Origin of the sequence: Aestuariibaculum marinum, assembly GCF_014596975.1 — a bacterium.
GTDB lineage: Bacteria > Bacteroidota > Bacteroidia > Flavobacteriales > Flavobacteriaceae > Aestuariibaculum > Aestuariibaculum marinum.
In genome coordinates, this window is record NZ_JACVXD010000011.1 from 64,923 (window position 1) to 90,989 (window position 26,067).

The 26,067-nt window shown below is 34.9% G+C and carries 24 protein-coding genes; 10 read left to right on the top strand and 14 right to left on the bottom strand.

Annotated features, from left to right (window positions below; translation table 11 throughout):
* The first annotated feature begins 1 nt into the window (after nucleotide 1).
* From ICJ85_RS14355 to ICJ85_RS14370, 4 genes are all read left to right on the top strand, one after another.
* Nucleotides 2-1,276: a hypothetical protein gene (locus ICJ85_RS14355; protein WP_188224493.1), complete on the top strand. Its 1,275-nt coding sequence runs from the start codon at nucleotides 2-4 to the stop codon at nucleotides 1,274-1,276.
* Between the two features lie 141 nt (nucleotides 1,277-1,417).
* Nucleotides 1,418-1,993, top strand: coding sequence for a YceI family protein (locus ICJ85_RS14360; protein ID WP_188224494.1), 576 nt, complete (start codon nucleotides 1,418-1,420; stop codon nucleotides 1,991-1,993).
* 248 nt (nucleotides 1,994-2,241) lie between these two features.
* Complete coding sequence (locus ICJ85_RS14365) at nucleotides 2,242-4,356, top strand: glycoside hydrolase family 2 protein (protein ID WP_241739556.1); 2,115 nt, start codon at nucleotides 2,242-2,244, stop codon at nucleotides 4,354-4,356.
* A gap of 12 nt (nucleotides 4,357-4,368) precedes the next feature.
* Nucleotides 4,369-5,799, top strand: a complete 1,431-nt coding sequence (locus ICJ85_RS14370; protein WP_188224496.1) for an alpha-L-fucosidase — start codon at nucleotides 4,369-4,371, stop codon at nucleotides 5,797-5,799.
* An 81-nt stretch (nucleotides 5,800-5,880) separates the two neighbouring features.
* Here the strand turns inward: ICJ85_RS14370 and ICJ85_RS14375 are convergent, their stop codons facing one another.
* The 4 genes from ICJ85_RS14375 to ICJ85_RS14390 all read right to left on the bottom strand — a co-directional run bounded on the left by ICJ85_RS14375 (nucleotide 5,881) and on the right by ICJ85_RS14390 (nucleotide 9,416).
* Nucleotides 5,881-6,609: a head GIN domain-containing protein gene (locus ICJ85_RS14375; RefSeq protein ID WP_188224497.1), complete on the bottom strand. Its 729-nt coding sequence runs from the start codon at nucleotides 6,607-6,609 to the stop codon at nucleotides 5,881-5,883.
* Between the two features lie 105 nt (nucleotides 6,610-6,714).
* Nucleotides 6,715-8,538 carry a PspC domain-containing protein gene (locus ICJ85_RS14380; RefSeq protein WP_188224498.1) on the bottom strand — a complete coding sequence of 608 codons (1,824 nt, stop codon included), beginning with the start codon at nucleotides 8,536-8,538 and terminating at the stop codon, nucleotides 6,715-6,717.
* Nucleotides 8,531-8,875 carry a PadR family transcriptional regulator gene (locus ICJ85_RS14385; RefSeq protein WP_188224499.1) on the bottom strand — a complete coding sequence of 115 codons (345 nt, stop codon included), beginning with the start codon at nucleotides 8,873-8,875 and terminating at the stop codon, nucleotides 8,531-8,533. Before ICJ85_RS14385 ends, ICJ85_RS14380 begins: the two co-directional genes overlap by 8 nt.
* Before the next feature lie 103 nt (nucleotides 8,876-8,978).
* Entirely contained in the window at nucleotides 8,979-9,416 is a 438-nt protein-coding gene (locus tag ICJ85_RS14390; protein ID WP_188224500.1) for a DUF4870 domain-containing protein, read from the bottom strand.
* Between the two features lie 146 nt (nucleotides 9,417-9,562).
* Between ICJ85_RS14390 and ICJ85_RS14395 the strand changes: the two genes are divergently transcribed.
* Together ICJ85_RS14395 and ICJ85_RS14400 are read left to right on the top strand one after the other, a co-directional pair.
* Nucleotides 9,563-10,018: a DUF4442 domain-containing protein gene (locus ICJ85_RS14395; protein ID WP_188224501.1), complete on the top strand. Its 456-nt coding sequence runs from the start codon at nucleotides 9,563-9,565 to the stop codon at nucleotides 10,016-10,018.
* A gap of 72 nt (nucleotides 10,019-10,090) precedes the next feature.
* Complete coding sequence (locus ICJ85_RS14400; protein WP_188224502.1) at nucleotides 10,091-10,891, top strand: TIGR00266 family protein; 801 nt, start codon at nucleotides 10,091-10,093, stop codon at nucleotides 10,889-10,891.
* A gap of 63 nt (nucleotides 10,892-10,954) precedes the next feature.
* Here ICJ85_RS14400 and ICJ85_RS14405 read toward each other — a convergent pair whose 3' ends face one another.
* Nucleotides 10,955-13,945 carry a T9SS type A sorting domain-containing protein gene (locus tag ICJ85_RS14405; protein ID WP_188224503.1) on the bottom strand — a complete coding sequence of 997 codons (2,991 nt, stop codon included), beginning with the start codon at nucleotides 13,943-13,945 and terminating at the stop codon, nucleotides 10,955-10,957.
* A 596-nt stretch (nucleotides 13,946-14,541) separates the two neighbouring features.
* Between ICJ85_RS14405 and ICJ85_RS14410 the strand changes: the two genes are divergently transcribed.
* Nucleotides 14,542-14,739 (top strand): hypothetical protein, encoded by a 198-nt coding sequence (locus ICJ85_RS14410; protein WP_188224504.1) that lies wholly within the window; start codon nucleotides 14,542-14,544, stop codon nucleotides 14,737-14,739.
* A 30-nt stretch (nucleotides 14,740-14,769) separates the two neighbouring features.
* On the opposite strand, the gene ICJ85_RS14415 is transcribed toward ICJ85_RS14410, so the two are convergent.
* A complete protein-coding gene (locus tag ICJ85_RS14415) occupies nucleotides 14,770-15,717 on the bottom strand; it encodes a hydrogen peroxide-inducible genes activator (protein WP_188224505.1) in 948 nt (315 codons plus the stop codon).
* 119 nt (nucleotides 15,718-15,836) lie between these two features.
* On the opposite strand from ICJ85_RS14415, the gene ICJ85_RS14420 reads away from it, so the two are divergent.
* On the top strand, nucleotides 15,837-16,307 hold the full coding sequence (locus tag ICJ85_RS14420) for a Dps family protein (RefSeq protein WP_188224506.1): 471 nt from the start codon (nucleotides 15,837-15,839) through the stop codon (nucleotides 16,305-16,307).
* Nucleotides 16,308-16,374: 67 nt separating this feature from the next.
* Here ICJ85_RS14420 and ICJ85_RS14425 read toward each other — a convergent pair whose 3' ends face one another.
* The 6 genes from ICJ85_RS14425 to ICJ85_RS14450 all read right to left on the bottom strand — a co-directional run bounded on the left by ICJ85_RS14425 (nucleotide 16,375) and on the right by ICJ85_RS14450 (nucleotide 22,236).
* On the bottom strand, nucleotides 16,375-16,797 hold the full coding sequence (locus ICJ85_RS14425) for a DUF2141 domain-containing protein (RefSeq protein ID WP_188224507.1): 423 nt from the start codon (nucleotides 16,795-16,797) through the stop codon (nucleotides 16,375-16,377).
* A gap of 109 nt (nucleotides 16,798-16,906) precedes the next feature.
* Nucleotides 16,907-18,238 carry a DUF58 domain-containing protein gene (locus ICJ85_RS14430; RefSeq protein ID WP_188224508.1) on the bottom strand — a complete coding sequence of 444 codons (1,332 nt, stop codon included), beginning with the start codon at nucleotides 18,236-18,238 and terminating at the stop codon, nucleotides 16,907-16,909.
* A gap of 20 nt (nucleotides 18,239-18,258) precedes the next feature.
* Nucleotides 18,259-19,326 (bottom strand): AAA family ATPase, encoded by a 1,068-nt coding sequence (locus ICJ85_RS14435; protein ID WP_188224509.1) that lies wholly within the window; start codon nucleotides 19,324-19,326, stop codon nucleotides 18,259-18,261.
* A gap of 2 nt (nucleotides 19,327-19,328) precedes the next feature.
* A complete protein-coding gene (locus ICJ85_RS14440) occupies nucleotides 19,329-20,534 on the bottom strand; it encodes a DUF4350 domain-containing protein (RefSeq protein ID WP_188224510.1) in 1,206 nt (401 codons plus the stop codon).
* The gene (locus ICJ85_RS14445; RefSeq protein WP_188224511.1) at nucleotides 20,534-21,217 is read right to left on the bottom strand and encodes a hypothetical protein; all 684 of its coding nucleotides are present in this window, start codon (nucleotides 21,215-21,217) and stop codon (nucleotides 20,534-20,536) included. Before ICJ85_RS14445 ends, ICJ85_RS14440 begins: the two co-directional genes overlap by 1 nt.
* Before the next feature lie 35 nt (nucleotides 21,218-21,252).
* Nucleotides 21,253-22,236: a stage II sporulation protein M gene (locus ICJ85_RS14450; protein WP_188224512.1), complete on the bottom strand. Its 984-nt coding sequence runs from the start codon at nucleotides 22,234-22,236 to the stop codon at nucleotides 21,253-21,255.
* 24 nt (nucleotides 22,237-22,260) lie between these two features.
* Here ICJ85_RS14450 and ICJ85_RS14455 point away from each other — a divergent pair, with 24 nt between their 5' ends.
* Both ICJ85_RS14455 and ICJ85_RS14460 read left to right on the top strand, forming a co-directional pair.
* Nucleotides 22,261-22,980, top strand: coding sequence for an RDD family protein (locus ICJ85_RS14455; RefSeq protein WP_188224513.1), 720 nt, complete (start codon nucleotides 22,261-22,263; stop codon nucleotides 22,978-22,980).
* On the top strand, nucleotides 22,980-23,585 hold the full coding sequence (locus ICJ85_RS14460; RefSeq protein WP_188224514.1) for a trimeric intracellular cation channel family protein: 606 nt from the start codon (nucleotides 22,980-22,982) through the stop codon (nucleotides 23,583-23,585). The genes ICJ85_RS14455 and ICJ85_RS14460 overlap by 1 nt, the downstream gene beginning before the upstream one ends.
* A 41-nt stretch (nucleotides 23,586-23,626) precedes the next feature.
* On the opposite strand, the gene ICJ85_RS14465 is transcribed toward ICJ85_RS14460, so the two are convergent.
* The gene (locus tag ICJ85_RS14465) at nucleotides 23,627-24,487 is read right to left on the bottom strand and encodes a hypothetical protein (RefSeq protein WP_188224515.1); all 861 of its coding nucleotides are present in this window, start codon (nucleotides 24,485-24,487) and stop codon (nucleotides 23,627-23,629) included.
* A 1,021-nt stretch (nucleotides 24,488-25,508) separates the two neighbouring features.
* A complete protein-coding gene (locus ICJ85_RS14470; RefSeq protein ID WP_188224516.1) occupies nucleotides 25,509-25,823 on the bottom strand; it encodes a hypothetical protein in 315 nt (104 codons plus the stop codon).
* Nucleotides 25,824-26,067 lie beyond the last annotated feature (244 nt).

Genomic DNA, 26,067 nt, shown 5'->3' on the forward strand with positions numbered 1-26,067 from the left:
CATGAAATCAATTTTCAAAAATGCAATCTTAGGCGCAGCCTTACTAGCAGGACTTAGTTTTTATGCGCAAAATAATAGAGATTTAGATAATTACAGGCAACCAGATCAAAGAGGGGTAAATGTCTTTGAAGATCCGAAGGATACCATTTCAACTTTTGATGGTCTTAATGTACGTGTAGGAGGTGCTTTTGCTTTACAATTTCAAGCTTTAGATCATGAAAATTCTGGAGCTGTTCCTCTAAAAGAAATAGGATCAAATTTTAACTTAGCAACTGCAAATTTAGATGTAGATGTAGCATTGGCAGATGGTGTTCGTATGCACTTAAGAACCTATTTATCATCTCGTCACCACCCGGAACCATATGTAAAAGGTGGGTACTTTCAAATTGATAAATTAGACTTTATTAGCGAAGGTTTGTTAAGTGACTTAATGAAACATACGACTATTAGAATTGGTCATATGGAGAATAACTACGGTGATGCACACTTTAGAAGAACAGATAATGCGCAAGCTATTTACAATCCATTTGTTGGAAACTTAATTATGGATGCTTTTACAACTGAAATTGGAGCTGAGGCTTACTACAGATGTGATAGCGGACTATTTGGAATGGTTGGTTTCTCTAATGGTAAATTAAATCAAGATGTACAATCTTCTGACGGTACTACAGGTGGAGCTGCATTCTTAGCGAAATTAGGGTATGATAAACAATTAAATGACGATTTAAGAGTTAGATTATCAGGCTCTTTGTATAATACTGGATTTGTTAAAAACAACTACTTATATACAGCAGATAGAGCTGGATCTAGATACTATTTTGTAATGGAAGGTGTGGATGCAACAGCCAAAGGAAATTTTAGATCAGGTCGTTTTGACCCTGGATTCAGAAATAAAATAACTGCTGTTATGATTAATCCATTTGTAAAATATCAAGGTTTAGAATTTTTTGGAACGATTGAAATGACTAATGGTAGAGCTTTAGCAGAAGCAGATAGAAGAAACACAAATCAATATGCAGGAGAGTTAATCTACCGTTTCGGACAAAATGAAAACTTCTATGTAGGTGGACGTTACAACTTAGTTGATGCAGAATTAGCTAGTGGAGAAGATGTAGAAATCGATAGATTTAACATTTCTGCTGGTTGGTTTATGACTAAAAACATCTTATTAAAAGCTGAATACGTGAACCAAACTTATGATGGTTATGCAACAGACAGTATTTTAGGTGAAGGTAAATTTAACGGAGCAATGTTAGAGGCCGTAATTAGTTTCTAAAATAAAAATAAGAACGATTAATAGCTAAGTAGTCAGACAAGTCTCTAAAGTGTTGTAAAATAGTTAAACTTTGTATTAACTTAATGCTTTAGAGACTTGTTTATTATCTTTATAATAGAAAAGAAAACAAACGTAAGAAAAATGAGAAGAGTTGTGTTTATAGTGTTTATACTAGCAGCATTAGCTTTTACAAATAAAGATACTGCTGTTAAAAACACGTCGGTTGTTGTGTCACCAAAAAGTACACTAGTGGTTAAAGGAACAACCAATGTGCATTCCTTTAGTTGTGTTTTTGATTCCAAACGGCTTAAAAATCCAGTGTCTGTAACTTATTTTACGAACGGAGAAAAATTTAAATTTAAAGAAACCGCTTTGGTTTTAGACAGTGGCTGTTTCGATTGTGGAGGAAAAGGTATTAATCGTGATTTTCAAAAAATATTAAAATCAGAAACGTATCCGCAAATCAAGCTAATCCTTAAAGAAACAAGTAGTTTAGAAGATAAAACAAATGTTCAAACCCTTGTTGATGTTGAAATTGCAGGCATTAGAAAAGAATACAAAATACCTGTAACTGTTAATAGTAATGGAAGTACATTAATAAAAGGAGGATTAAAAGTATGTTTAAGTGATTATAATTTAGAACAACCCAAAAAGATGTTTGGTTTAATTACTGTTGACGATGAAATATTTATAGATTTTAATTTAGTCGTGGAATAAATCAAATAGTTTTAATAAAAAAAAAGAAGGCTTTACAAATAATTGTGAAGCCTTTTTTTATGCGTATATGTCAAATGATATGGTTTAACCTAATGTTTGGTCAAACATATGAACCCTTTTTTTAAGCATATGTCTCAATTGATTAAAATTTACACCTAGTCTGCAAGATATGACCTCGACAGGAATTGGTTAAATACCTTTTTTTGTAAGAACTAGTTTTATTGAAAATGAATTTAAAAAACGGAACATTGAAAAGGAATATCACCATATTACTACTCGGTATTTTAATTACACCATTCGGGTTTTCTCAAACCGGTCGTAAAGTTGAATCGTTTAACGAAGGATGGCAATTTAAAAAAGGCCCTTTCTCTGAAAACGAATTGGTTTTCATGCAAAGCTGGGACAGGAAATGGGAGGACGTTAAAATACCTCATACTTACAATGCGAAAGACATGCAGGTAGACCATGGTAAGTTTTACGAAGGCGACGCCTATTATAAAAAAACGTTTTTGGTTGATTCAAAACTAAAAGATAAACGCCTGTTTTTAAAATTTGAAGGCGTTGGTCAGGTGGCCGATTTATATATTAATGGTATTTTAGTAGGGAACCATAAAGGCGGGTATTCGGCCTTTTCATTCGAGATTACAAAAGCAGTTAAATTTGGAGAGGAAAATGAATTTTTACTTAAAGTAAATAATGAAGCTCGTAAAGATGTTATTCCTGCTAATCATAATTTATTTGGGGTGTATGGCGGCATCCATCGTCCGGTTTGGTTAATAACCACTAATCAGGTAAATATAGACGTTACCGATTATGCTTCAAATGGTGTTTATATTTCCCAGGAGTTAATAGATAACAAAAGAGCGAATGTATCGGTAAAGGTTAAACTATCAAGTAATCTTAAAGATATTCAGGAACTGCAATTAGAAAACAAAATATATAATCAACAAGGAAAATTAGTTGCTAATAGGAGAGAGCAAATATCTTTGTCTCCTCAGGGAGTACAAACTTTTACTACCTCAGTTACGCTTAATAAACCGCATTTATGGCAGGGTAGAAAGGATCCGTATTTATATAGAGTAGTCACTTCAGTAAAAAATGGAGGTGAAATTTTAGATGAAATTGTGCAGCCTTTAGGTGTCAGAAAAGTTGAGGTTATTGCTGGTAAAGGTGTGTTTTTAAATAATGAAAAATACCCAATGTATGGGGTGTGTCGTCACCAGGATTGGTGGGGAATAGGTAATGCCTTAGAAAAGGAACATCACGATACCGATTTAGATATGATTATGGAAATGGGGGTAACTACGGTGCGCTTGGCACATTATCAGCAATCCGATTATTTTTATTCCAAGTGTGATAGTCTCGGCTTATTGGTTTGGGCAGAAGTGCCTTTTGTTAATCGCGTTAGCGGCGAAGAAGGTGCGAATGCCAAATTACAATTGAAAGAGTTAATTCGTCAGAACTTTAATCATCCGTCTATTTATGTTTGGGGGCTTCATAACGAAGTGTATAAACCGCACGACTATACGTCACAATTAACCAAAGAAATGCACGATTTGGCAAAGAGTGAAGACCCGGGCAGATATACCGTAGCTGTTAATGGTTACGGGCATATGGATCATCCAGTGAATTTAAACTCTGATATTCAGGGAATGAACAGATACTATGGTTGGTACGAAGGTAAGATGGGTGATTTAGAACAATGGGCTAAAGGATTGAAAGCCAATTATCCTGAGTATAAAATTATGCTTACGGAATACGGGGCAGGAGGAAATCCTAATCATCAAACCGAGTTTATCGAAAATACCTGGCAATACTGGAAGCCTTTTTACCCGGAAACCTATCAAACCAAAACACACGAAGTTCAGTGGGGAATCATTAAAAACAATCCGAATATATTAAGTTCTTATTTATGGAATATGTTTGATTTCTGTGTGCCTAAATGGAATAACGGTGGTATCGAAGCACGTAATCATAAAGGCTTGGTAACCTTCGACAGGGCCATTAAAAAAGATGCCTTTTATTGGTATAAAGCGAACTGGAGTGAAGAACCGGTTTTATATATAGCCGAAAGACGAATGGTGGACCGTGAAATGCAAACAACTAATATAAAAGTCTACTCTAACCAAGGAGAACCAAAAGTGTATTTAAATGGAGAGCTATTAGCACAACCTATAACAGGAACCACCGATGTGCACTATATTTTTGAAAGCATAACCTTAGCAAAAGGTGAAAATACAATTAGAGCAATTATTGAAAAGAATGGAGAAATAATTGAAGATTCAATTGTTTGGAATTTTACTTCAGAGAAGACAAAGGACTTTAAAATGAAAGAGAGTACCAAAGTTCATTCTGGTTTCTAAAATTTATAAAAAATGATAAAAAGAACAATCACTTGTATTGGCTTGTTTTTATTAGCAATAATTCAATTACAAGCTCAAAATGCAATAAAAAAGGAAGTAAAATATGGGCAGTTAACCGAATTGCCTCGTCAGGATGAAGCCATGAAAAAATGGCGTTCTAATAGGTTTGGGCAATTTATTCATTGGGGGTTATATGCTATTCCCGGAGGGATTTGGGAAGGTAAAACCTATAAGTATGCTGCTGAGTTTTTAAAGAGTTCTGCAGGAATAAGTACAGCAACTTGGGATTCTTTGCAATACCAGTTTAACCCGGTTAAGTTCGATGCTAAAGAATGGGCTAAAATGGCGAAAGATATGGGCGTAAAATATGTAACCATTACAACTAAACACCATGAAGGCTTTTGTTTATGGCCGAGTAAATACACCGATTTCGATATTGAAAACACACCGTATAGAAAGGATTTATTAGGTGAATTTATAAAAGCTTATAACGAGGAAGGTATCGATGTAAGTTTGTATTATTCGGTGCTGGACTGGCACCATCCAGACTGGCGCTACAAGTTAAATACCGAAGAAGATAAAGCGGCGTTTGAGCGTTTAAAAGCATTTACCGAAAATCAGTTATTAGAACTATTGGAACGTTATCCAACGGTTAAAGGACTATGGTTTGATGGTACCTGGGATCAATGTTGGAAAGATAACGGGAAGTTTTCTTATGATTTGGAAAAGAAATTAAAAGAAAAGAATCCCGGACTTATTGTAAATAGCCGTATGCGAGCCGATGAATATGGTAGTCGTCATTTTGATTCTAATGGTGTTTTAATGGGAGATTACGAGTCTGGGTATGAACGTCGTTTGCCAAACCCATGGGATGTTGCTGTTACTAAAAATGATTGGGAGTGTTGTATGACGATTCCTGAAAACCAGTGGGGATACCATAAAGACTGGACATTAACCCACATCAAAACATCTAACGAACTAATTGAAATGTTGGTGCAGTGTACCTCTCAAAACGGAAATTTCTTGTTAAATTTTGGACCTAGAGGAGAAGGAAACTTCAGGGAGAAAGAGGTTAAATTGGCTAAAGAAATTGGAGATTGGATGGATGATAATAGCTCTGTGATTTACAATTGTGGTTATGCCGGTTTAAAAAAGCAGAGTTGGGGCTATTTTACAAAAAGTAGCGATTCAGATGATGCTATTAATATGGTGGTATTTAACAAGCCTATTAACGGAAAATATAGAGTGAAACTGAACAAAGGCAGTATTATAAAAAGAGCCTACTTACTATCAAAACCTAAAAAATCATTTAACCTTGAAGAAATTGCCAATGGTGAATATTTTCTTGATGACGTAAAGGGAAAGTGTAAAGATCCTTTTGTGATTATTATAGAACTTGAAGATAAAGATTCTAAAAAGTTTAAACAAAAAGCGTTGACCTAAGATTTGTATTGAGTTAATAAACAAAAAAGGCTTCACGAAACGTTGTGAAGCCTTTTTTATATATAGAGGGTTGGTTAGTGTTTATTGTTTTTTAACACTTCCTGAAGAACTACTGTTTTTGTTTACCTGTTCAGGTTCACCTAAGTATTTAATATCAGCGCCACTGCTGGCATCGGCAGTTAATTCTTTCGAAGTATTTACCGTAATATCAGCGCCACTAGAGGCTTTTACCTGGCTAGATTCTGCAATAAGATTAGCGCCTTTAAAATCACTACCGCTGGTAGATTCTACAATTAGTTTTTTTGTGTTTCCGGATACTTTTAAATCACTTCCACTTGTTGTTTTACAAGTTAAGCTATTTGTGTTGACATCTAATTTCATGTCACTTCCGCTGGTTGACTCTAATTGTAAATCATTAATCACGATTGTGTTGGTGGAGTATACATCACTACCGCTCGTGGATTTGATACTGGCGATATCCTTAAAACTCACCATCACTTTTTTAGACTTACATCTGCCAATGTTCTTTTCACAATGGATTTTTAAAGTACCATCAATAACTTCGGTAATAATAAGGCTTTGTAAATTTTCATCGGCTTCTACAGTTACTCCTGCCTTGTCGCTTTGTGTTAGGTAAACGTCAAGTCCTTCTGTAGCCTTAATGTCTGTGAAAGGTTCAGTAATAGAGCGTTCTTCAGAAATTACATTGCCATTACCTTTTACTCCGGAATTGAAGTTAATATCGAAATTGCAAGAGAATAGACTCAAACTTAATATGGTGGTTACTATGATTTTGATTAGTGTTGTCATGACTGTTCGTTTTTTGATTGATTTGTTTAGTTCAAATATCCTCTTTTATAGTCTTGATGAATAACTTAAATGCTTGAACTGTTGTTTTTTGATGATGAATTGTTATTAATCTTTGTTTTCTTCAGTTTCTTTATCTGATGTGATGTTAATACCCGTCGAGTCGATTTTAACGCGTACATTTTCAGAATTACCATTAATTCCGTTCTCGTCAATTTTTAAAATTTGATTGTCGCCGGTTTTAATTTCAATGCCTTTATCGTTAATTTTTACCTGAGGCATATCAATGTTAATTTCAATATCATCGTTTTCCTCATCCTCTTCGGTTTCGCAAGTGTCACAAATAACAGCATCACTGTCTACTGTTAAATAATGACTCACCTGATTGGAAGACACAATGTTGTTAGAATGTGTTCTGTAATTTAAAAATGATTCGGTGTTTTTAGCAAAATAAACAACACTTCCAACAGGTAAATACAAGGTTATTAAAACTTCTTGTTCACAATACTTATTTGAAACTGGCGTAGTGAAATAAGGATCTAAAACTAATTCCTGATTATTAAATGTATAACTGTATTCAATGTTTTTAGCACGGTCTAAAGCCTTTTCGTAGTTTCTTCCGTCTGCACTTTTTTCTATACGAAGAAAAGCTAAACTATCGGTTGTCGATTTCACCTGGATTCTAAGATCTTTACTGAAAATGGCCTTTTTACCTTCTTCACTAGTAGCTACCTTAAAATCATTACTTCGGTAAAACGGATTTTTAAAAATATCGTTATCGGCAAAACTTACCATTAAGGTGTCATTAGCTTTGGTTTCTAATGTCATTTTTTCAATATAATGCTCATTGTAAGCATGCTCACTTACTTCTTTAATGGTAATAATTGTAAGACCAATTATAGAAAACAGCCATAACCCTAAAAGTGATAGTTTAGCTATTTTCCCGATGGATTTTAGGTTGGTAATAAGTATTCGTAATCCTAAATAGAATAAGAAGAAAAACGGAATCCCCACTGCCAGGAAGGCTAAAAGTGATGCCAGCCATACAGGTGTGCCTCCAGCATTTACAATACCGACTAAATCGGTACCAGGAATAACATCTATAGCGCCTAATGAAAACCACCCAACAATTAATGCGATTAAGGTTGAAGCACCTATTAAGATTAAAATAAGACCGATAAACTTGGCTATTATTTTAAAGAAGAACATAATAACATCGGCAACCGTATCAAAAAAAGTTCTTGAACTCGATTTTATTTTATTGCCTTGTTTTTTTACATCCACTTTCTTGGCTGCTCCGGATACAGAATCTGAAACATTTTTAGCGACACCAGAAACCGTTTCACTTACCGAATCAAATCCGTCTTTAATTTTTTTTTCGATGTTACTAATGTTTACGGGTTCTCCGGTCATCATTAGCTTTTCGGCTGTGGTCTTTGCCTCAGGAACTAAAATCCATAACAATATATAAAGTAATATTCCGGTTCCGGCTCCCAGTACCAATAGAATCCATGTTAAGCGAATCCAGATCACATCTATACCAAAGTAATGCGCTAAACCTGCCGATACACCACCTATATAGGAGTTATCAGTGTCTCTATAAAGTTTTTTAGATGCTCTCGATTTATTAGCTGGAGCAGACTGTGGTTCGTCTTCAAAAATTTCGTCGTCTACCAAATAGTCTTCCGGTTGGCCCATAATAGAGATTACTTCGTCCACTTCTTTGTTGCCAATAACTTGTCTTTCGTTTTGAAGTCGTTCGCTAAATAATTCGGCAATACGAGCTTCAATATCTGCGATAATCTCGGCACGACCTTGAGAGTCTGTAAATGAACGTTTTATAGCCTCAAGATAGCGTTGTAATTTTAGGTATGCATCTTCATCAATATGGAAGAATATACCTGCTAAATTTATGTTGACTGTTTTATTCATTTTTGTTTGCTTTTTGGTTGGTTACTATGTTAACGGCGTTTTGTAATTCGCTCCAAGTGGTGTTTAATTCGTTTAAAAATAATTTACCTGTTTCGGTTAAACCGTAATATTTTCTGGGTGGTCCCGAAGTACTTTCTTCCCAACGATAGTTAAGAAGTCCTGCGTTTTTTAGTCTTGTTAGTAGTGGATAAATTGTGCCTTCTACCACAAGCAGTTTTGCGTCCTTCAAGGTATCTAGAATTTCTGCTACATAGGCGTCGTCATCTTTTAAGACCGATAGTATGCAGAATTCTAAAACGCCTTTACGCATTTGTGCTTTTGTGTTCTCTATCTTCATGTTCTAAAGCATTTTAAGGTTGTGAAACTGTTCATTTTTTGATTGATTGATTGATTGATTGATTGATTGATTGATGAAAATTTTCAGTATATGATTGATGAAATTATTTTAAAAAATTAATGGTTAACGGATATTGATAATATTCTCCATCTCTTGCTTTTAAGCTGGCTACCACAATAAGTACTAATTCTATTATAAAACCAATTACAGCAAGAACGCCTAAAAATCCACCAACAAATAATAATGGTGAGGCACTATGGAAATCGAAATGAAATCCATTAAAATCTATAAAGTCAATACCACTAAATAATTTGAAAACAAAAAATGGTATTGTTAAGGTGCCTAAAATAATAGCATACAGTAAAATACTGATTTGAAAATTAATAGCCTGTTTGCCATGCGCGTCTATAAACTCCGATTTATCTTTATTCGTTATCCAAAGGATGATTGGTCCAAGGAAATTTCCAAAAGGAATTACAAACCTGCTAAAGGTTGATAGGTGAATAAATGTGGCGATGTTTTTTTGGTGTTTGTCTAACATGATTTAAAACATATAATAGTTTCTTATGCAAATATATGTCTTAAAACAGGTATTATGTTACGCATAGTACTTAAAATTAACAAAATTTTAACAAATAAAAGGAGAGATTATTTTCATACCTTAGTGAAAACTAAGACTAAATAGTTATGAGTATAACTCCCATAAAATTAAATGTTTTCACTTTGTTTAAGCTGCCTTCGGCTTATTTTTGCGGTGTTCGAACTAAGTATCTTGACGATAAAAAATGTGTGGTTTCTGTAAAATATCGGTGGATAAACCAGAATCCGTTTCGCTCCATGTTTTGGGCAGTACAAGGCATGGCTGCCGAACTTTCTACAGGGGCACTAATGATTGATAAAATAGAATCTTCAGGAAAGAAAATTTCCATGTTGGTAACATCCAATACTGCAACTTTTACAAAAAAAGCGACAGGAAGAATAACCTTTACATGTTATGATGGTCTTTTAATAGACGACTGTTTACGTCAAGCCATTGAAACTGGAGAAGGGCAAACCGTAACATTGAGATCGGTTGGATTGAATAGTGAAGGTGTTGAGGTTTCATCGTTTGTTTTCGAATGGAGTGTTAAGGTAAAATCATAATTTTAAAATCTATTGTAACAAATTAAGGAAATATTCAACTTATAGCTGAATCAACAAAAAACAATACAAAAAATGACAGCACACGAAATTGATTATACTATATACGGTGAAGAAATGCAGTATGTAGAAATAGAACTTGATCCGCAGGAAGGCGTTGTAGCCGAAGCAGGAAGTTTTATGATGATGGACGATGGTATTAAAATGGAAACCATTTTTGGAGATGGTTCGCAAAAAGATACTGGCTTTTTAGGAAAGATTCTTGGTGCCGGTAAACGTATACTAACTGGTGAGAGTTTATTCATGACCGCATTTTATAATGTGCTATCAGGAAAACGTAAAGTATCATTCGCTTCGCCATATCCTGGGAAAATAATTCCTATTGATTTAACAGAATATAGAGGGAAATTCATCTGCCAAAAGGATGCCTTTTTATGTGCAGCCAAAGGCGTAAGTATCGGTATCGAATTTTCTAAACGTTTAGGTCGAGGTTTTTTTGGAGGTGAAGGATTTATTATGCAAAAGCTTGAAGGCGATGGTATGGCGTTTGTTCATGCTGGTGGTACTATGGCTAGAAAGGTATTGCAACCGGGAGAGGTTTTACGAGTAGATACGGGGTGTATTGTTGGATTTACTCAGGATGTAGATTACGATATAGAATTTATAGGAGGAATAAGAAATACTATTTTTGGAGGTGAAGGCTTGTTTTATGCAAAACTTCAAGGCCCTGGAATAGTATATATTCAATCGTTACCATTTAGTAGGTTAGCAGGCCGTGTACTGGCATCGGCGCCACAAGCGGGAGGTAAAGATAAAGGAGAAGGTAGTATTCTTGGTGGCTTAGGCGATTTATTAGATGGCGATAATAGGTTTTAATTAAAATAGTAGAATAATAAAAAAAAGGCTTGAAGTATACAAGCCTTTTTTTATTAGCAGTATTTAATATTTTACAAACTTAATGGCCTTTGTGTTTTGGTTGTTCGATAGGTCTTTTAAAAAGTATATACCATTATTTACTTCTGAAAGAGATATAATATTAGAATTGTCCGGATATATTGTGGTTACTAATTGTCCTAGGGTATTGTAAATACCCAAAGCGGAAACATCAGCGGTAAGGTTGTAAAGTTTTATCGATTCGGTGTTCTTGTTGTAAGTTGCATACATTTTTTTCTCTGAATATTGATGTGTAGCTAAGGTTGTATCTTCCTTAAAGGCAATAGAAAATCGATTCGTTGGTATGCTAGAATTCAGAATTAAATCTACCTCGTTTTCACGAAGATTATAATAGGTATTTTCAACATGGTCAACTAAAAAAATATTCAAGTCATCCGGAATATTTTCCATCTTATAAATTGAAAATGTATAAGATCCGTTGGTATTTATTTTAATACTTAGAGGGAGTTCATCATCTTTATTCAGTTCAGGTAAAGCTTGAATTGATAATGTAGTGTCGTTATCTAGAAGCCAAAGAAGATTGTCTTGAGACAGGCTGGCTGCTGTATCAAAACCTTTATCATAATTGTAAGTAGATCGGTTATCATAACCTAAGCCTAGAAATTTAGTGTAGCCTTTTGGAATAGCAAAGGAAAACCAAATTTTGGGTCTTTCATCCTTTAGAACAGCATTTTTAGATTTAGCTGTTGTTTTGTAAAACACAGTTTCATCAAGAGACTCTCTGGCAAAAGCACGTTGCGAATTATTAAAATTAAGTGTCCCTGAAGTTTCAATATTAACAAAGAAACCTTGGCCAACGTCAATATATCTTGTTGGTTCAGGTTTTGAAGTTGTGCCTTTACCACTAATTAAATCGGTTAATGCAATAGCAGGAATTGCCATCATTAAGGTATATGTTGCATAACCTCCTTCATAATTTGCTAAAATATGACTGCTGTTAGTAGAAAACGACTCCCAGAATAAAAGTTTACCATCTATTACAGATAGGTTGTCGTTTATAAATTGGTCGGCATCTAAAGTCGATGGGTACGGATTTCCAATAAGGATATCATTTCCAGAAGACACATCAAAATTATATTCTCCATCGTTAGGAATACCACTGAAAATATATTCCTGTTCAAGTGAAGAAGCTCCAGAACCTTTCATAGTGTATCCTAACCCGGGAGCTATATTAGTGCTAGGATATATTTTTTTCCAAGAATAATAGTTCCCTGAAGTTCCATTAAAAGTATACAGCCAATATTTACTTAAGCTGATAGGCGAGGTTGTTGGGTCGGCATCATATCCTCCTTTGAAATTGATTATACCGGTATTATCTTCTAAATAGGAAATTTTCCAAAAACCATTTCTGTTAACTGGGGCACTCCAATAATTATAATTGTATAGATTGGAGGTGCCTTGTTGTTTTATTGCTAATGATCCTGTTCCTGAATTTGAACTTGTGTTTCTATGGTTCTGAATAAGTTGAGCTTCTCCTAAAAGATTAAATGCTCCATTAATGGTAACTTTATCGTCAACTTCAACAAGAATGCCATTCATTACATTTAAGATGCCTCCGGATTCTATTTCAATTTCTCTTACATGAGCGTTGAAATATAAATCAGCTGAATTAACACCCGATTTAATAAGTAATTTATAGCAAGAGTCTGAAGCGTCGGGCGCATTGGATGTTCCAGAACCATTATAAAACATGGTGCCATCCCAAACAATTTTGTCCATGTATCGGATTGTAAAATAATCGTCGTTTTTGAAGTCCACTAGATTAGCAGTCGCGGTATGTCCTGAAATTGTTAAATCGTAAACTCTTTCTGGCGAAGAAAAGTCTCCATTATTATCAATAACAAGCTGTAAAGAACTGCAACTTTGAAGTCCGGATAAATCCATTGCACTGATATCGAATGAAACGGTTACACTACCGGCGTTTTTAGATCGGCTAATACGCCATCTAGAATTTAACTGTTCGGTGTAATTAATGGTATTGGTTTCAAACGTGTAAGTAGGATTGTGATTTTCTTCACCCCAAAATAAATAATCTCCTTTCGATAATTTAGAAGGATTGTTTATTCTAACAATACCTGTACCTTGGGCATCGGTATGTTCATCAAAATTTCCATATTTTCCAATTCCGGCAACGTGAAAATCGAAATTTCCATTTGCGGGATTGTCTTGTGTATAGAGATCGTAACTATCTAAATCTAAATTGTATTTTGCTGCTAAATAGTTGTCTATAATAATGCGTTGTGTTTCATTTACTTTAGTTTTAAACACAACAATTTCAGTCATATTTCCTGAAAAACCAGCAGTTCCGGTAGTGTTACCTCCTAAATTAAAACGATGTGAAGCGTGAGAAGTATAGGTTGAACTGTTGTTTTCATCCCCAATCAGGCTTTCGTTTCTGTATAGTTGCTTTCCGGAAGAGGGATGTGCGTCATAGGACCATATAGCATAATTTGTAAGTTCGGAAAGGCCACTAGCCTCAATTCTTGAGTCGGTGGTACAACAAGTACCTATGTCGTAATAGACCGTTCCGTTCCAGGGAATATGTGCTGAAAATCTGGAGCTATTTTCTAGAGGATCGGTAGTATAAACGGAGGATTGTTGAGAAGTATTTTCGGCTTTTACCACCACAAACGTAGAAGCTTCATCAGTTATAAAATTTGAGCTACTTAGTGTTAAGCCTGTGCGTAATCTGTTATTTCCATTAAACTGTATTTCATTAATATTGTTAAGCGTTCCGGACAGTAGGGTAGGTCTTTGAGTATTAGATTCACTTAAATCAAAATCATTAATACCTGCAGAATTACTCCACTGGTCGACTAAAGTTCCGGTGGTAGCAACCCCATAATCTGGGCGGTACCACATAATTAAGTTCGAAGTTCCGTCATTTGAACCAACACCACCCGGTCCGGTTTGAGAATAAGCAATGTTGAAAAAAGTTATTACGCCAACAAGCGTGAATAGTTTAATAACATCCATAAGATATGAGAGAGGATTTTGAGAGTTTATTAATTAAATAGTAATTATTATGCATGCATAGTAATATGAGGAAAACATACGTTTATATACACTTGTTTCTAGTGTAGCCTACTTATTACAATTACACAAGTGCTTGTTTATGGATAGTTGATTGAGATAATAGCAATTGTCTTCATAGTTGTTGAGAGTTTGAGAGAATTTTTTAATAATTTATACTACATAGTTAGACCCACTTCCATTTAAAGAGGTCACATATTAATTTAAAATTTAATTAAAAAATTACGTTTTTGATAAAAAATGTTGGATAATAGCAATTGTTGTTTTCATAATTTTTGAGAGATTGAGAGAATTATAGTGTAAAACTAATATTTTTTTTAAGAAAATAAAATGTTAACAATAAACTTTGCAAAACCTTATATACTGTAGGTTTTAGTTTTTCGAAATTGTTAATAAACTATTATACCGTTAAATTTCACACTTTATCGAGCAATGTGTTCTTTTTTTTATTATTTTTAAGTGTTTTTAAATAAAGTTTAATTTAATGCCTATAAAACACATCTACTTTCAAATTAGAAACTTAAAATCCCTAATAAATCATGGCAAGAGCAATGCTAGAGTATACGAAAACTATACTGAATAAAGTTAGTTTTGATGCTAATTTGTTTTGCAAAGAAGTACAAAAGGCTGTTGAACGTTTATTACCTTATGAGTTAGAAGAGCTCAAGGTTTTTATACAGTCTCTAATACAGCAAAATCCAGAATTGAATCAGTGTCTGGTATACTTAAAACCATAAAAAAAGGCGACTATAATTGGTCGCCTTTTTTTATTTTTTACCAGATGCTAACGGACTTATAATTTGTACGTCCTGAAAGGCAATGGCCCCTCGAACCACACCAAGAATTACATCTTGTAAGGCCTCTATTATCTGCATTTTTAATTCACTTTTATGGTAAATTAAACTCACTTCACGGGCTGGAGAGGGTTCTTTAAAGTAGTGTAAATTGTCTTTTTCTTTTTCATTAATGTCTAAGGTATGTAAGTAGGGAAGCAGGGTCATTCCTAAGCCTTCGTTGGAGAGTTTTATTAAGGTTTCTATACTACCACTTTCTAATTGAAACTGTTCTTCCGGCTGTGTTTTTAAGGCTTTGCACAGGTTTAAAACCCCATCTCTAAAACAATGTCCGTCCTCCAATAAAAGCATATCATTAACATCCAATTCAGAGATGTCAATTTTTTTGTTGGTATGGAGTTTATGATTTTTAGGAATATAAGAAACAAAAGGTTCGTAATACAATACACGTTCTTTTATAGATTGGTCTTCTAGAGGGGTTGCAGCAATGGCTGCATCTAAATGACCGTCTTTAATACGTGAAATTATTTCATCAGTAGTTAGCTCTTCAATCTTAAGTTTAACTTTTGGATGTTTTTTTATGAAGTTTTTTAAGAACATTGGCAGAAGCGTAGGCATTACTGTTGGAATGATTCCTAATTTAAATTCTCCTCCAATATAACCCTTTTGTTGATCGACAATATCTTGTATTCTGTAAGATTCGTTAACAATATTTCGAGCTTGGGTTACTATTTTATTACCCACATCGGTGAGCTCGATAGGTTTTTTGCTGCGATCAAAAATCTGAATAGATAATTCATCTTCCAGCTTTTGAATTTGCATACTTAAAGTAGGTTGTGTTACAAAGCATTTTTCGGCTGCTTTAGTAAAGTTCTGGTTTTCGGCCACCGCCAAAACATAGTATAATTGTGTAATTGTCATTGGTATCAATTTAGGCTATAAAGATATAAAAACTATCAATAAAATTTATTCTTTGATACCTTATTTATAGATTAAATTTGTAGTAAATAAAACAAAACATATAATTAAATAATAAAAATATGACATTAAATAGTATTGGTTTAGATACCGTAAAAGCAAAAGAATTAGCAAACGATTTAAACCATTTATTGGCGAATTTTCAGATTTACTATCAGAATCTTAGAGGGATTCACTGGAATATAAAAGGGAAACGTTTTTTTGATTTACACGTGAAATTCGAAGAGTTATACACGGATGCCAATGCAAAGGTTGATGAGATAGCCGAGCGTATTTTAACATTAGGAGAAACGCCATACCATACATTTGAAGATTATTCGGCTCATGCCCAAGTACCAGTTGGTAAAAACATATCTCAGGACGAAAAGGCAGTAACACTAATTGTTGATTCGTTATCGGAATTACTTAAAATAGAGCGTGATATTTTAGATAAATCTGGCGATGCAAATGATGAAGGTACAAACTCGATGATGAGTGATTTTATTACCGAGCAGGAAAAGACAGTTTGGATGATGAAAGCTTGGTTAAGCTAAACCATCGGATTTTAGATTGATTATATTGCAAAGCCCTCAAAATATTGAGGGCTTTTTATTTTCATAACTAAAATCGAATAGCTAGATTTAAATCTTTATCAGTTACTTTAAATTGTGCCAAATGAAACTGCGGCGGACCAAAGTTCATCGGGTTGTTAGACATGCCATAAGGTTCCTGAGGCATACCATTGGAGTCAAAGTCCATACGTTCATTATCATTTTTATCATGTAATGCCATAATAGCATAGTCGCCAGGAGTAACATTTTTAAAGGTCGCTTTTACTTTGCCATCTTCTATTTTGCTTTTCAGAGCTTGAATACCTTTACCCTTCATAAAAGTGTCTTTGGTGTGTAATCCTAGTAAGACATGCCCGTCGTTGGAGGTAACATTATCTATGGTTATGGTAATATCGTGTCCTAATTCCTTTTCCTGACCATAACTTAATGTGGTAAAAAGCGCTAATAAAATAAGTGTTGTTACAGTTTTCATAATGACTTTTGTATTGATTTATGTTTCAAAAGTCTATAATGAACAGGTGTAATTATAAAAGAAGTGACTCAGTTGTAGATTTAACCTGATGAATTGTGAAAACTGAATGTTATAATAAGCCTCTTGACTTTATTTCCAGATATTTATTAATGGTATCGATAGTTAAATTCTCAGGAGTGGTTAATATGGAATAGATACCATATTTTTTTAGTTCGTTAACAATAAGGCGTTTTTCAAAATCAAATTTTTCAGCAATTACTTTATCGTAAACCTGCTGTACGGTTTCGGCTTTGGTTTTAATTAGGGTGTCCAGCTCTGTATTTTTAAAGAAAATCACCACCAACACATGACTCTTGGCAATTGCTTTTAAGTAGGGCAGTTGTCGGTTTAGGCCATCCATCGTTTCAAAGTTTGTATACATTAACAGTAAACTTCGGTTGGTTATATGGCGTTTTATGTTGGCGTACAATCTACTGAAATCACTTTCAAAGAAATCGGTGTTGACGTTGTAAAGGGCTTCAAGAATCAGTTGCATTTGTGAACTGCGACGTTCGGCTACCACCACATTGTCTATGCGTTTTGAAAATGATAACATACCCGCTTTATCGTGTTTTTTCAATACCACATTACTAATTACAAGACTGGCATTAATGGCGTAATCTAACAGACTTAAGCCATCAAATGGCATCTTCATAATACGTCCTTTATCAATAATAGAATATACCGGTTGCGATTTTTCATCCTGAAACTGATTTACCATCAGCTGGTTGCGTTTGGCAGTGGCTTTCCAGTTAATGGTACGTAAATCATCTCCTAAAACATAGTCTTTAATTTGCTCAAATTCCATGGTGTGTCCCAGACGGCGGACTTTCTTTAAGCCGTATTCCAAAGAGTTTTGATTGATATTTAACAGTTCGAACTTTTTAAGTTGTTTAAAACTCGGGTAGGTGGGCACCATAGCATCACTACTAAAGGTGAAGCGCTTGGCCACCAGATTTAATACTGAGGTTGCATAAACGTTTAAACTCCCAAAATGATATTCGCCACGTTCGGTTGGGCGTAACTGGTAACTAATGTTTTTTGAACGTCGTGGAGCAACACGATGCTTAATTTTAAAATCACGTTTTTGAAACTGCTCCGGAATTTCATCGATAATTTCCAGATGAATTGAAATTGGGTAGTTGTTCTTAATTTGAAGGTTGACTGTATTATTATCACCGTTGGAAAACTTATCCGGTAGGATACGCTCCGCTTCAATTTTATGTGTTCCAATGAAAATCGTAAAGAAATCAATAATAAATAACAGTGCCAGCACTAAAATAGACAACTGTGCAATATTGAATAATACCGGAATGAAATAACTTAAACCAAATAACACGACAATACCGATGCCGGCATAGAAAAAACGAGGTTGTATGTAAAAGGGTTTAAAGAATTTCAATGTGCACTGGATTTATATATTTATCTAGGTATTTCTACAGTTTCAATAATTTGTTTGATAATTTGCTTGCTGGTAACGCCTTCCATTTCGCGCTCCGGTGTTACAATAACACGGTGGTGTAATACAGGAACCGAAGCACGTTTAATATCTTCAGGTGTTACAAAATCACGGCCAGACATCGCAGCAAAGGCTTTACTTGCTTTTAGTATAGCTATAGAAGCTCTTGGCGAAGCACCTAAATATAAAAACGGATTGTTACGCGTAGCTACAATCAGTTCGGCAATGTATTGTAATAAGTGTTGCTCAACAAGCACCTGACTCACCAAGTTCTGATATGTTACTATTTGTTCGGCGGTTAAGAAGGAAGTAATTGTTGCTGTTTTCTCTTTTTCTTTTAAATCGTGTTCACGTACCAGAATCTCAATTTCTTCTTCCAGATTAGGGTAATCCACATCTATTTTAAACAGGAATCGGTCTAACTGCGCTTCGGGTAAACGGTAGGTACCTTCCTGCTCAACCGGGTTTTGCGTCGCCAGAACTATAAACGGTGCATCCAAACTGTATTTATTGCCATCGATGGTTATTTGTTGCTCTTCCATCACTTCAAACAAGGCCGCCTGTGTTTTGGCTGGGGCACGGTTAATCTCATCAATTAAAATCATATTCGAGAAAATAGGCCCTTTCTTAAACTCAAACTCCGACACTTTTAAATTAAATACCGAGGTTCCTAAAATGTCACTTGGCATTAAATCGGGGGTAAATTGTATACGACTAAACCCAACACTTAATGATTTGGCTAAAAGCTTTGCCGTTACCGTTTTGGCAACCCCCGGAACCCCTTCAATTAAGGCATGTCCTTTAGCTAGTAGTGAAGCAATCAGCATATCGACCATATCTTTTTGACCAACGATAACTTTACCTACTTCGGCTTTAATGTTTTGCACACTGTTTTGTAATTCCGATAGGTCTAAACGGTTTTGAAACTCTAAGCCGTTAGACTCAGTACCATCGGTAGTTTCTGTTGCTATGTTTGCGTCTTGTTTTGGTAAAAAGTCGCTGTGGTCTTGGGGTTGTGTGTTTTCTTCCATAATTAGTTGTTGTAAAAGGCTTCGATATGCCTGTTTAACTTGATTAGGTTTTCTTCAAAAAATTCGCTTTTCGTTCGAAGCCAATTTATGTATTTAATCAGTGGTTTAATATCCTCTTTTTTCTTGCCTGATTTTGATGCTAGCTTCGTAACAAATTCATCATCAAGGCTATCGGTGTTGATATTATAATCGCTTCTTACTTTATCTAAAAAGTACGTTATTTTTTTGTCAATCAGGTTTTTGTGATCCTGTGTTTCAAAATATAAATTAGAAACCGTTTTCACAAAGGCCACTGTGGTATTTTGTAAAGGTTTGATGATTTTAATCACGCGTTGTCTGCGTTTCGCATTAAAAATCATGAACAGTAATGTAAAGATGAGTGCGGTATACCAGGCCCATCGGAAGGCAGTTTGCTCTAAAAACCAACTGAGGTTAGAGGTTTTCTCCACCTCACCGTAATAGTTTTTCTGAATTTTGGTGTAAGAGTCAAAGTAAAGATCGGCATCTGGTAAATAGGAGAGGACATCCTCCACATACTGGTAGCGCTCTTCCTTTAACAGGTTGTAATTGGTGAAAATTTTTGGTTCGGTATGAAGGAATACATGACCATTTCCAAAAGGCACTTCAATAAAATTTACATGTTTATAGTCAATCTTTGAATAGCCCAGAATTTTACAATTTATGGAATCGAAACCGGAGAAATAGTTGTCGCCTTCGTTTCTGTCTATCTTGGTTGATTTTAACTTTCGGTTTTCAAAAGACAAATACGAAATACTATCTTTTTCGTTGGCGATATAATCGATATCAATTTGTAGGGTGTCGTGTATTTTTTGCGGATACACATAATCGGATATAAACAGGGTGTTTCCTTCACTCACAAAGCGCATCAGTTCATCAATGGAGTCGTCCAGTAAATAATCAGAATTTCCAATAATCATAAACGTACCCTTGGCCATATGTTTGCCGTTGTCGTCTTCACTATTTACACTCAGGTAACTCGCTGGCTGATGGTAAACCGTGCGTATCTTTTTATCTTTAAACAGATTCGGTAATTCCTTGTACAGAATACTTACGCCGTAAGGTTTGTTGCTTTTTTCGTTAAACGATTCTTCCCAGTCTACCATTTTGGTTGTACGTACCGAAAGCATAACTGAAGCTGTAATAATCAGTATAACGATGATGAGGATAAATGGCAAGACTTTCTTCATTATTTCACCAGGTTTAACAGGGTTGTAAAATTGCCTTTAGCCTTGTTGTACTGGGTTTCGTTTACCGGAAACTTACCATACCAGATGTAGTTGTATAAATAGGAGGTATAGGTAAAGTTATCACTGAAGGGAGTGTTGCTCATTTCATTCAGGTACTCGCTATTGGTCTTATCGTCTTCAAACTTAATATGGTTTTTTAAGCTCAGATTTTTTAATACAAGCAGGTAGAAATACCGAATCGCTAGTCGGTAGTCCCCTAAATCTTCGGCTTGTTTAATCAACAGACTAATATCGGTATGTTCAATATTTTCGGAAGTAATCTCCTGATGATGTGCAATGTTTCGGTTTTGTTTCGATTGAAACCAGCCATTGCCCCCTTCTTTAAATAACACGTATACCAGAGCAATTACGGCTAATGCAATAGCGATGTAGAATATAAAGCGTAGCGGCCCTAAATTCATATTCAGGTAATTATTGTTATTCTGTTCTTTAACCTTAACCTTTTGCTCTTTATAATCTATATATTCGCCTGAACCTTCCTCTGTATGGCCTACCATATCAATGCCTTCATAATTAAAAGTATCGCCACTATAACGTTCCTTAAAATTTTCATCAAATTCGCGTTTCTGTTGCGGCTCCTGTACAGGTAATCCTGTAGCGGTTTGATGGCTGAAAAGCATCAAAATAAGAAGGAGGTAGATATGTAATTGTTTTAAGGTCAAGGGCGATTCAATAAGGGGCTTTGAGTAATTTGTTTCTGAATTTTAAACGGATATATCAGGTAATAGTAGGTAATGATACTGAGTGTGGTAAGGATGATGCCTGCCGATAACCAGTGCGGCATGATGTTACTGTAACGAGTAATAAAGCCTTCCAGAAAGCCTGCCGAAAATGTAAACGGAAAGGTACTGATGAGGATCTTCACCCCGGTTTTAGCCCCTTGTTTAAACGAGGTCATGCGGCTGTAGGTATTCGGGAACAGAATACTCGCCCCAAGAATTAGTCCGGCAGCGGCTTCAATAACAATGGCGAAAATCTCCATAGCGCCGTGTATCCAAATCCCGCGAACACTCTCCCAAAACACGTCTTTTTCGTAAAAGAAATACTGAAACGAGCCCAGCATGATGCAGTTTTCAAACAGGATGTATATCGTGCCAATACCACCAAACACCCCAAGAATAAACGAAATAATCCCCACCTTTAGGTTGTTTATGGTAATACCAATAAAACTCCCCCAGTTACTTCCGCTTTTATACACGGCTACCGGGTCGCCAGCTTCAATATTTTCAATAGACATATTAACGTAATCGTCGCCTAGAATAGAACGAACAAACTCCCCGTCGTTAGCGGCCGATATGGCTCCAATAAACGTAAAAGCAAAAAAGATGATGAAGGCCACATAAATAAACTTGCGGTACTGGTAACAAATTAACGGCACTTCGGTTTTCCAGAAACTTACCAGACGATTGTTGTCTTCGCGTTTGGTTTTATAAATTTTCTGAAAAGCTTTCGCAGCCAGCTGGTTTAAATAAACAATTACCTTACTTTTGGGGTAATAGGTCTGTGCGTAAGCCAGATCGTTAATTACGTGAATGTATTGAGAAGCCAGTTCGTCTGCATCTTTAAAGTCATTATTAAAGATGGCTTTTTCGAAAGCTAACCATTTTTCTTTATTTTGCTTGATGAATGAAACTTCTCTCATATAGGAGATAAATTAAAATATAAAATGTCAGAGTTACAAATTAACACGACCCAAAATGTGAAAATAAATTTCAATGCCGCCGGTGCCGGAGAGCGTTTGTTGGCATATGGCATTGACTGGGCTATTAAAATAGGATATTTTCTAATTTTAAGTCAGGGGTTTGGCGTGTTTGATGGTATGGACCGATGGTCGCAGATTGCCATTAACACGGTGTTAAGTTTTCCGGTGATGTTTTATACCCTGGCTTTAGAGTCGACGTTACAAGGACAAACGCTTGGTAAAAAAGCACTAAAGATTAAAGTGGTGAAGATTGATGGCTATCAGGCCTCGTTGTCCGATTATGTGGTGCGCTGGTTTTTTAGAATTGTCGATGTCTTTATCTTCGGACTTGGTTTTTTTGTAATGATCCTTAATAAAAAGTCGCAACGTCTGGGTGATATGGCGGCAGGTACGGCGGTTATTAGCCTAAAGGAAAACATAAACATTAACCACACCATTCTGGAAGAGCTGAAAGCCGATTACGTACCAACCTATCCAAACGTTATTAAACTTAGCGATAACGATGCCCGCATTATTAAAGAAACTTTTACACAGGCCAAGGCGACACGCGATTATCAGACCTTGATTCGTTTGCGTAAAAAACTGGTTGAAGTAGTAGGCATTAAAGACGTGAAACAAAAAAACGATATGGAGTTTATTGATGTGATTTTAAAAGACTATAACTTTTATACCCAAAACATGTAATGCTGTACATAATTGACATTTTAGGAACTATTGCCTTTGCTATTTCTGGAGCCTTAGTGGCGTTCGATAAACGCATGGATGTGTTTGGTATTTTTATTATTGCCTTTGTAACGGCGGTAGGTGGTGGTACCCTGCGTGATTTACTCATTGGGCATACACCAGTAGGCTGGATGAACGACCTGACCTATACCTATGTGATTATCGCCTCTACCATTTTTGCTATTGGGTTTCGCAGTAAACTCAACTATTTGCGTACCTCATTATTGTTGTTCGATGCCATTGGTATTGGGCTGTATACCTTAATTGGTTTAGAAAAAGGCGTGGAGTTACATTTGCATCCCATACTTTGTATTGCTTTAGGAACCATGACCGCCTGTTTTGGTGGGGTGATTCGTGATATTTTATGTAATGAAATCCCAGTCGTGTTTAGGCGTGAAACCATTTATGCGACCTGTTGTATTATGGGTGGTGTTGCGTATTTTGCTTTAGGCGCTTTACCCTTAGATCACAATATTGTGTTTTTAGCTTCCGGAGCCATTATTATTGCCACGCGATTACTCGCCGTGCGTTTTAAAATTGCTTTGCCTAATATTTACAGGGATTGATATAAAAAAGAAAATGTCCGAGTTTGATGTTTTATAGATAGTTAGTGTGAAGGTTGTTTTTTTATGTTTTCTGATATAGCAATTATCATAAGTCCTTCTAATGTATAGCGTCTGTAAAATTTCATAAAAGCCATAAATGCTATATATGAAATTGCAGAAAGAATGAGTGTTAATAGAATATTTTCCATAGTAATTGGCAAAAATCTAATAAACCTAACTATAAAGTAAATTGTTAGTATGTTGAAAATTAAACTAATGGTTCTTAAGAAACCGTAAAGTGCAATATAGTTATTCATTTTGATTTGATGTTGCTTACTATTTTCATAAGCATAGTGTGATAGAATTCGGTAGAAATCATATTTTTTACTCTCTCCTCTATTGTATTTGGTTTTTTGAGACATATTTCTAAAACCAAGATTACCTAAAAGAATATTGGTTTTTAATTTAATTAGGTCAGTTAAAAATGAATCTAAGGGCTTTGTGTAGAAACTTTTTAAGCCTAATAACTGACCAAAAATCCAATCAAATAAAACGCAAGGAAATAAAAAAATAAATAAACAAATCCTCCATAATAATTCTTTCCAATTCGATGAAGATTTCCAATAACCTTGATTTTCAAAGCCAAGTAAATATTTAGAAGGATAACCATATCTCCAGTTAGCATATTTTTCAATGGTTATTGAAGAAACAAAACTGATTAAATGTCCAGTTGTATAGGCTAAGATTATGAATAAAAAGATGCCTTCTATTTTAACCGAAGAAAAGTTTTTGATTAATTCATCGATATTAATTCTCTCTACTTTTTTTAAGTAGTCAATAGTCAATAAAGAATAGATTACAATTGACCCAGGAATAAGATATCCAAGAAAATCATATACTGAAAAGGGGTTTTGTTTTATCATCGTATGTGTTTTGTTTATCTAAATATACATACTATTCCTACGAAGTAAAAATGAATTTATTTGTAGTTTTAAACAACTCTACATCTTATCATTATTCTCGTTTCAAACCACTTTAATAGCACCCTTGTTCAGCTAAAGGTGTATTTAAAAAATATAACCCTGAACGAGAGCAGAACAATCCTCGAACAAAACTGCAACAAAACCCCTGTTTTTTTGGCTTCAGTCCCAAATTGTCTCAAACTGTGTCAAATCGTCTCATTCTGTCTCATATTGTGTCAAATGGTTTCATTTTTGTTCTTTACTTGTTCATTTTGACTTGATTCATTACTGAGTTTAAAGTATACTTTGAACGAAAGTAGCAAGCGTAGCTTAACCAAAAAATCAAGTCAAAAACTAGGAAATTGCTAATGCACTATTCGTTTCCGGCATTACATGCTTGAAGCTACGCTTCGCAGTTCCATACCTTCACTCATTATTTCTGATTTTTGACGAGGTTATATTTCCTTTGATAATTTTAGTTTGAAGGAAGAATTAAAAATTGTCATTTTTAGCTGGCAGGCGAGTGTCAAACCATTGCAGAAGGCGTGAAAAAGAAATGCTGTTTGACGAGCGTAGGGAGGAGTTCATTTCTTTTAGGCTTCAAAATGAGATTTGACCGCCGAAGCTATCAAGACTAGACTTTTTTGTTACTTTTTTGGGTAATGCAAAAAAGTAAAGGTATTAAGGGAATAATTTCATTTTGAATAAAAATAAACTATGTCACCCTGAACTGGTTTAGTTATGCTGAATCTTCGATTTCAGGGTCTAAACAAGATATAGTAGAGATGCTGAAATGCTGAAATGAATTCAGTACAGGCAAGTTCAGCATGACAGTATTTGAAGTCTAGTGGCCTGTCCTGAGCGGAGTCGAAGGGTTTGTTACTTTTTTGGGCAATGCAAATCGACGAAGGAGATTCATGAACTCCTAAATTTAAAATATAAAATAGTGAACTAAAAAAGTAATGAAATTACCAATGGTTTATTAAACATAGGGAACCTCTATTTTTACATTACCCTTTGCAGATGCGAAAGAAATGTTTATAAAAATGGTTCTTTCCCGAGTTGATTTTGAGTTCATATTTTCAAACTCATCAAGCTTTATGTAGTCTTTTAAGTCTGAATACAATCTGTCAATTTGTAGTTCTTCGAGTTCAACTTTTAGAGTGATAGAAATATCAGAGAATTGCTTGATATCAACTATATCCCCATAATTATTGATAATTCGATTTATTTTGTCAAGAGCAATAAACTTACTTTCATTGCAGTAACCTTTCCAGAAAATAAATTTCTTCGCCATCTTTTTTTAGTAAAAATACGAAAACTAATATAGTGCAGTAGTATAAAATATAGATGCTGTTTTATCAAGTAAAAACAGATTTATCATGCCTGAATGTAAGGCATGACAATTAAATAAAGTAAGGGAGATAAGAGGTTTATGTTCATTTTGACTTGATTCATTACTGAGTTTAAAGTATACTTTGAACGAAAGTAGCAAGCGTAGCTTAACCAAAAAATCAAGTCAAAAACTAGGAAATTGCTAA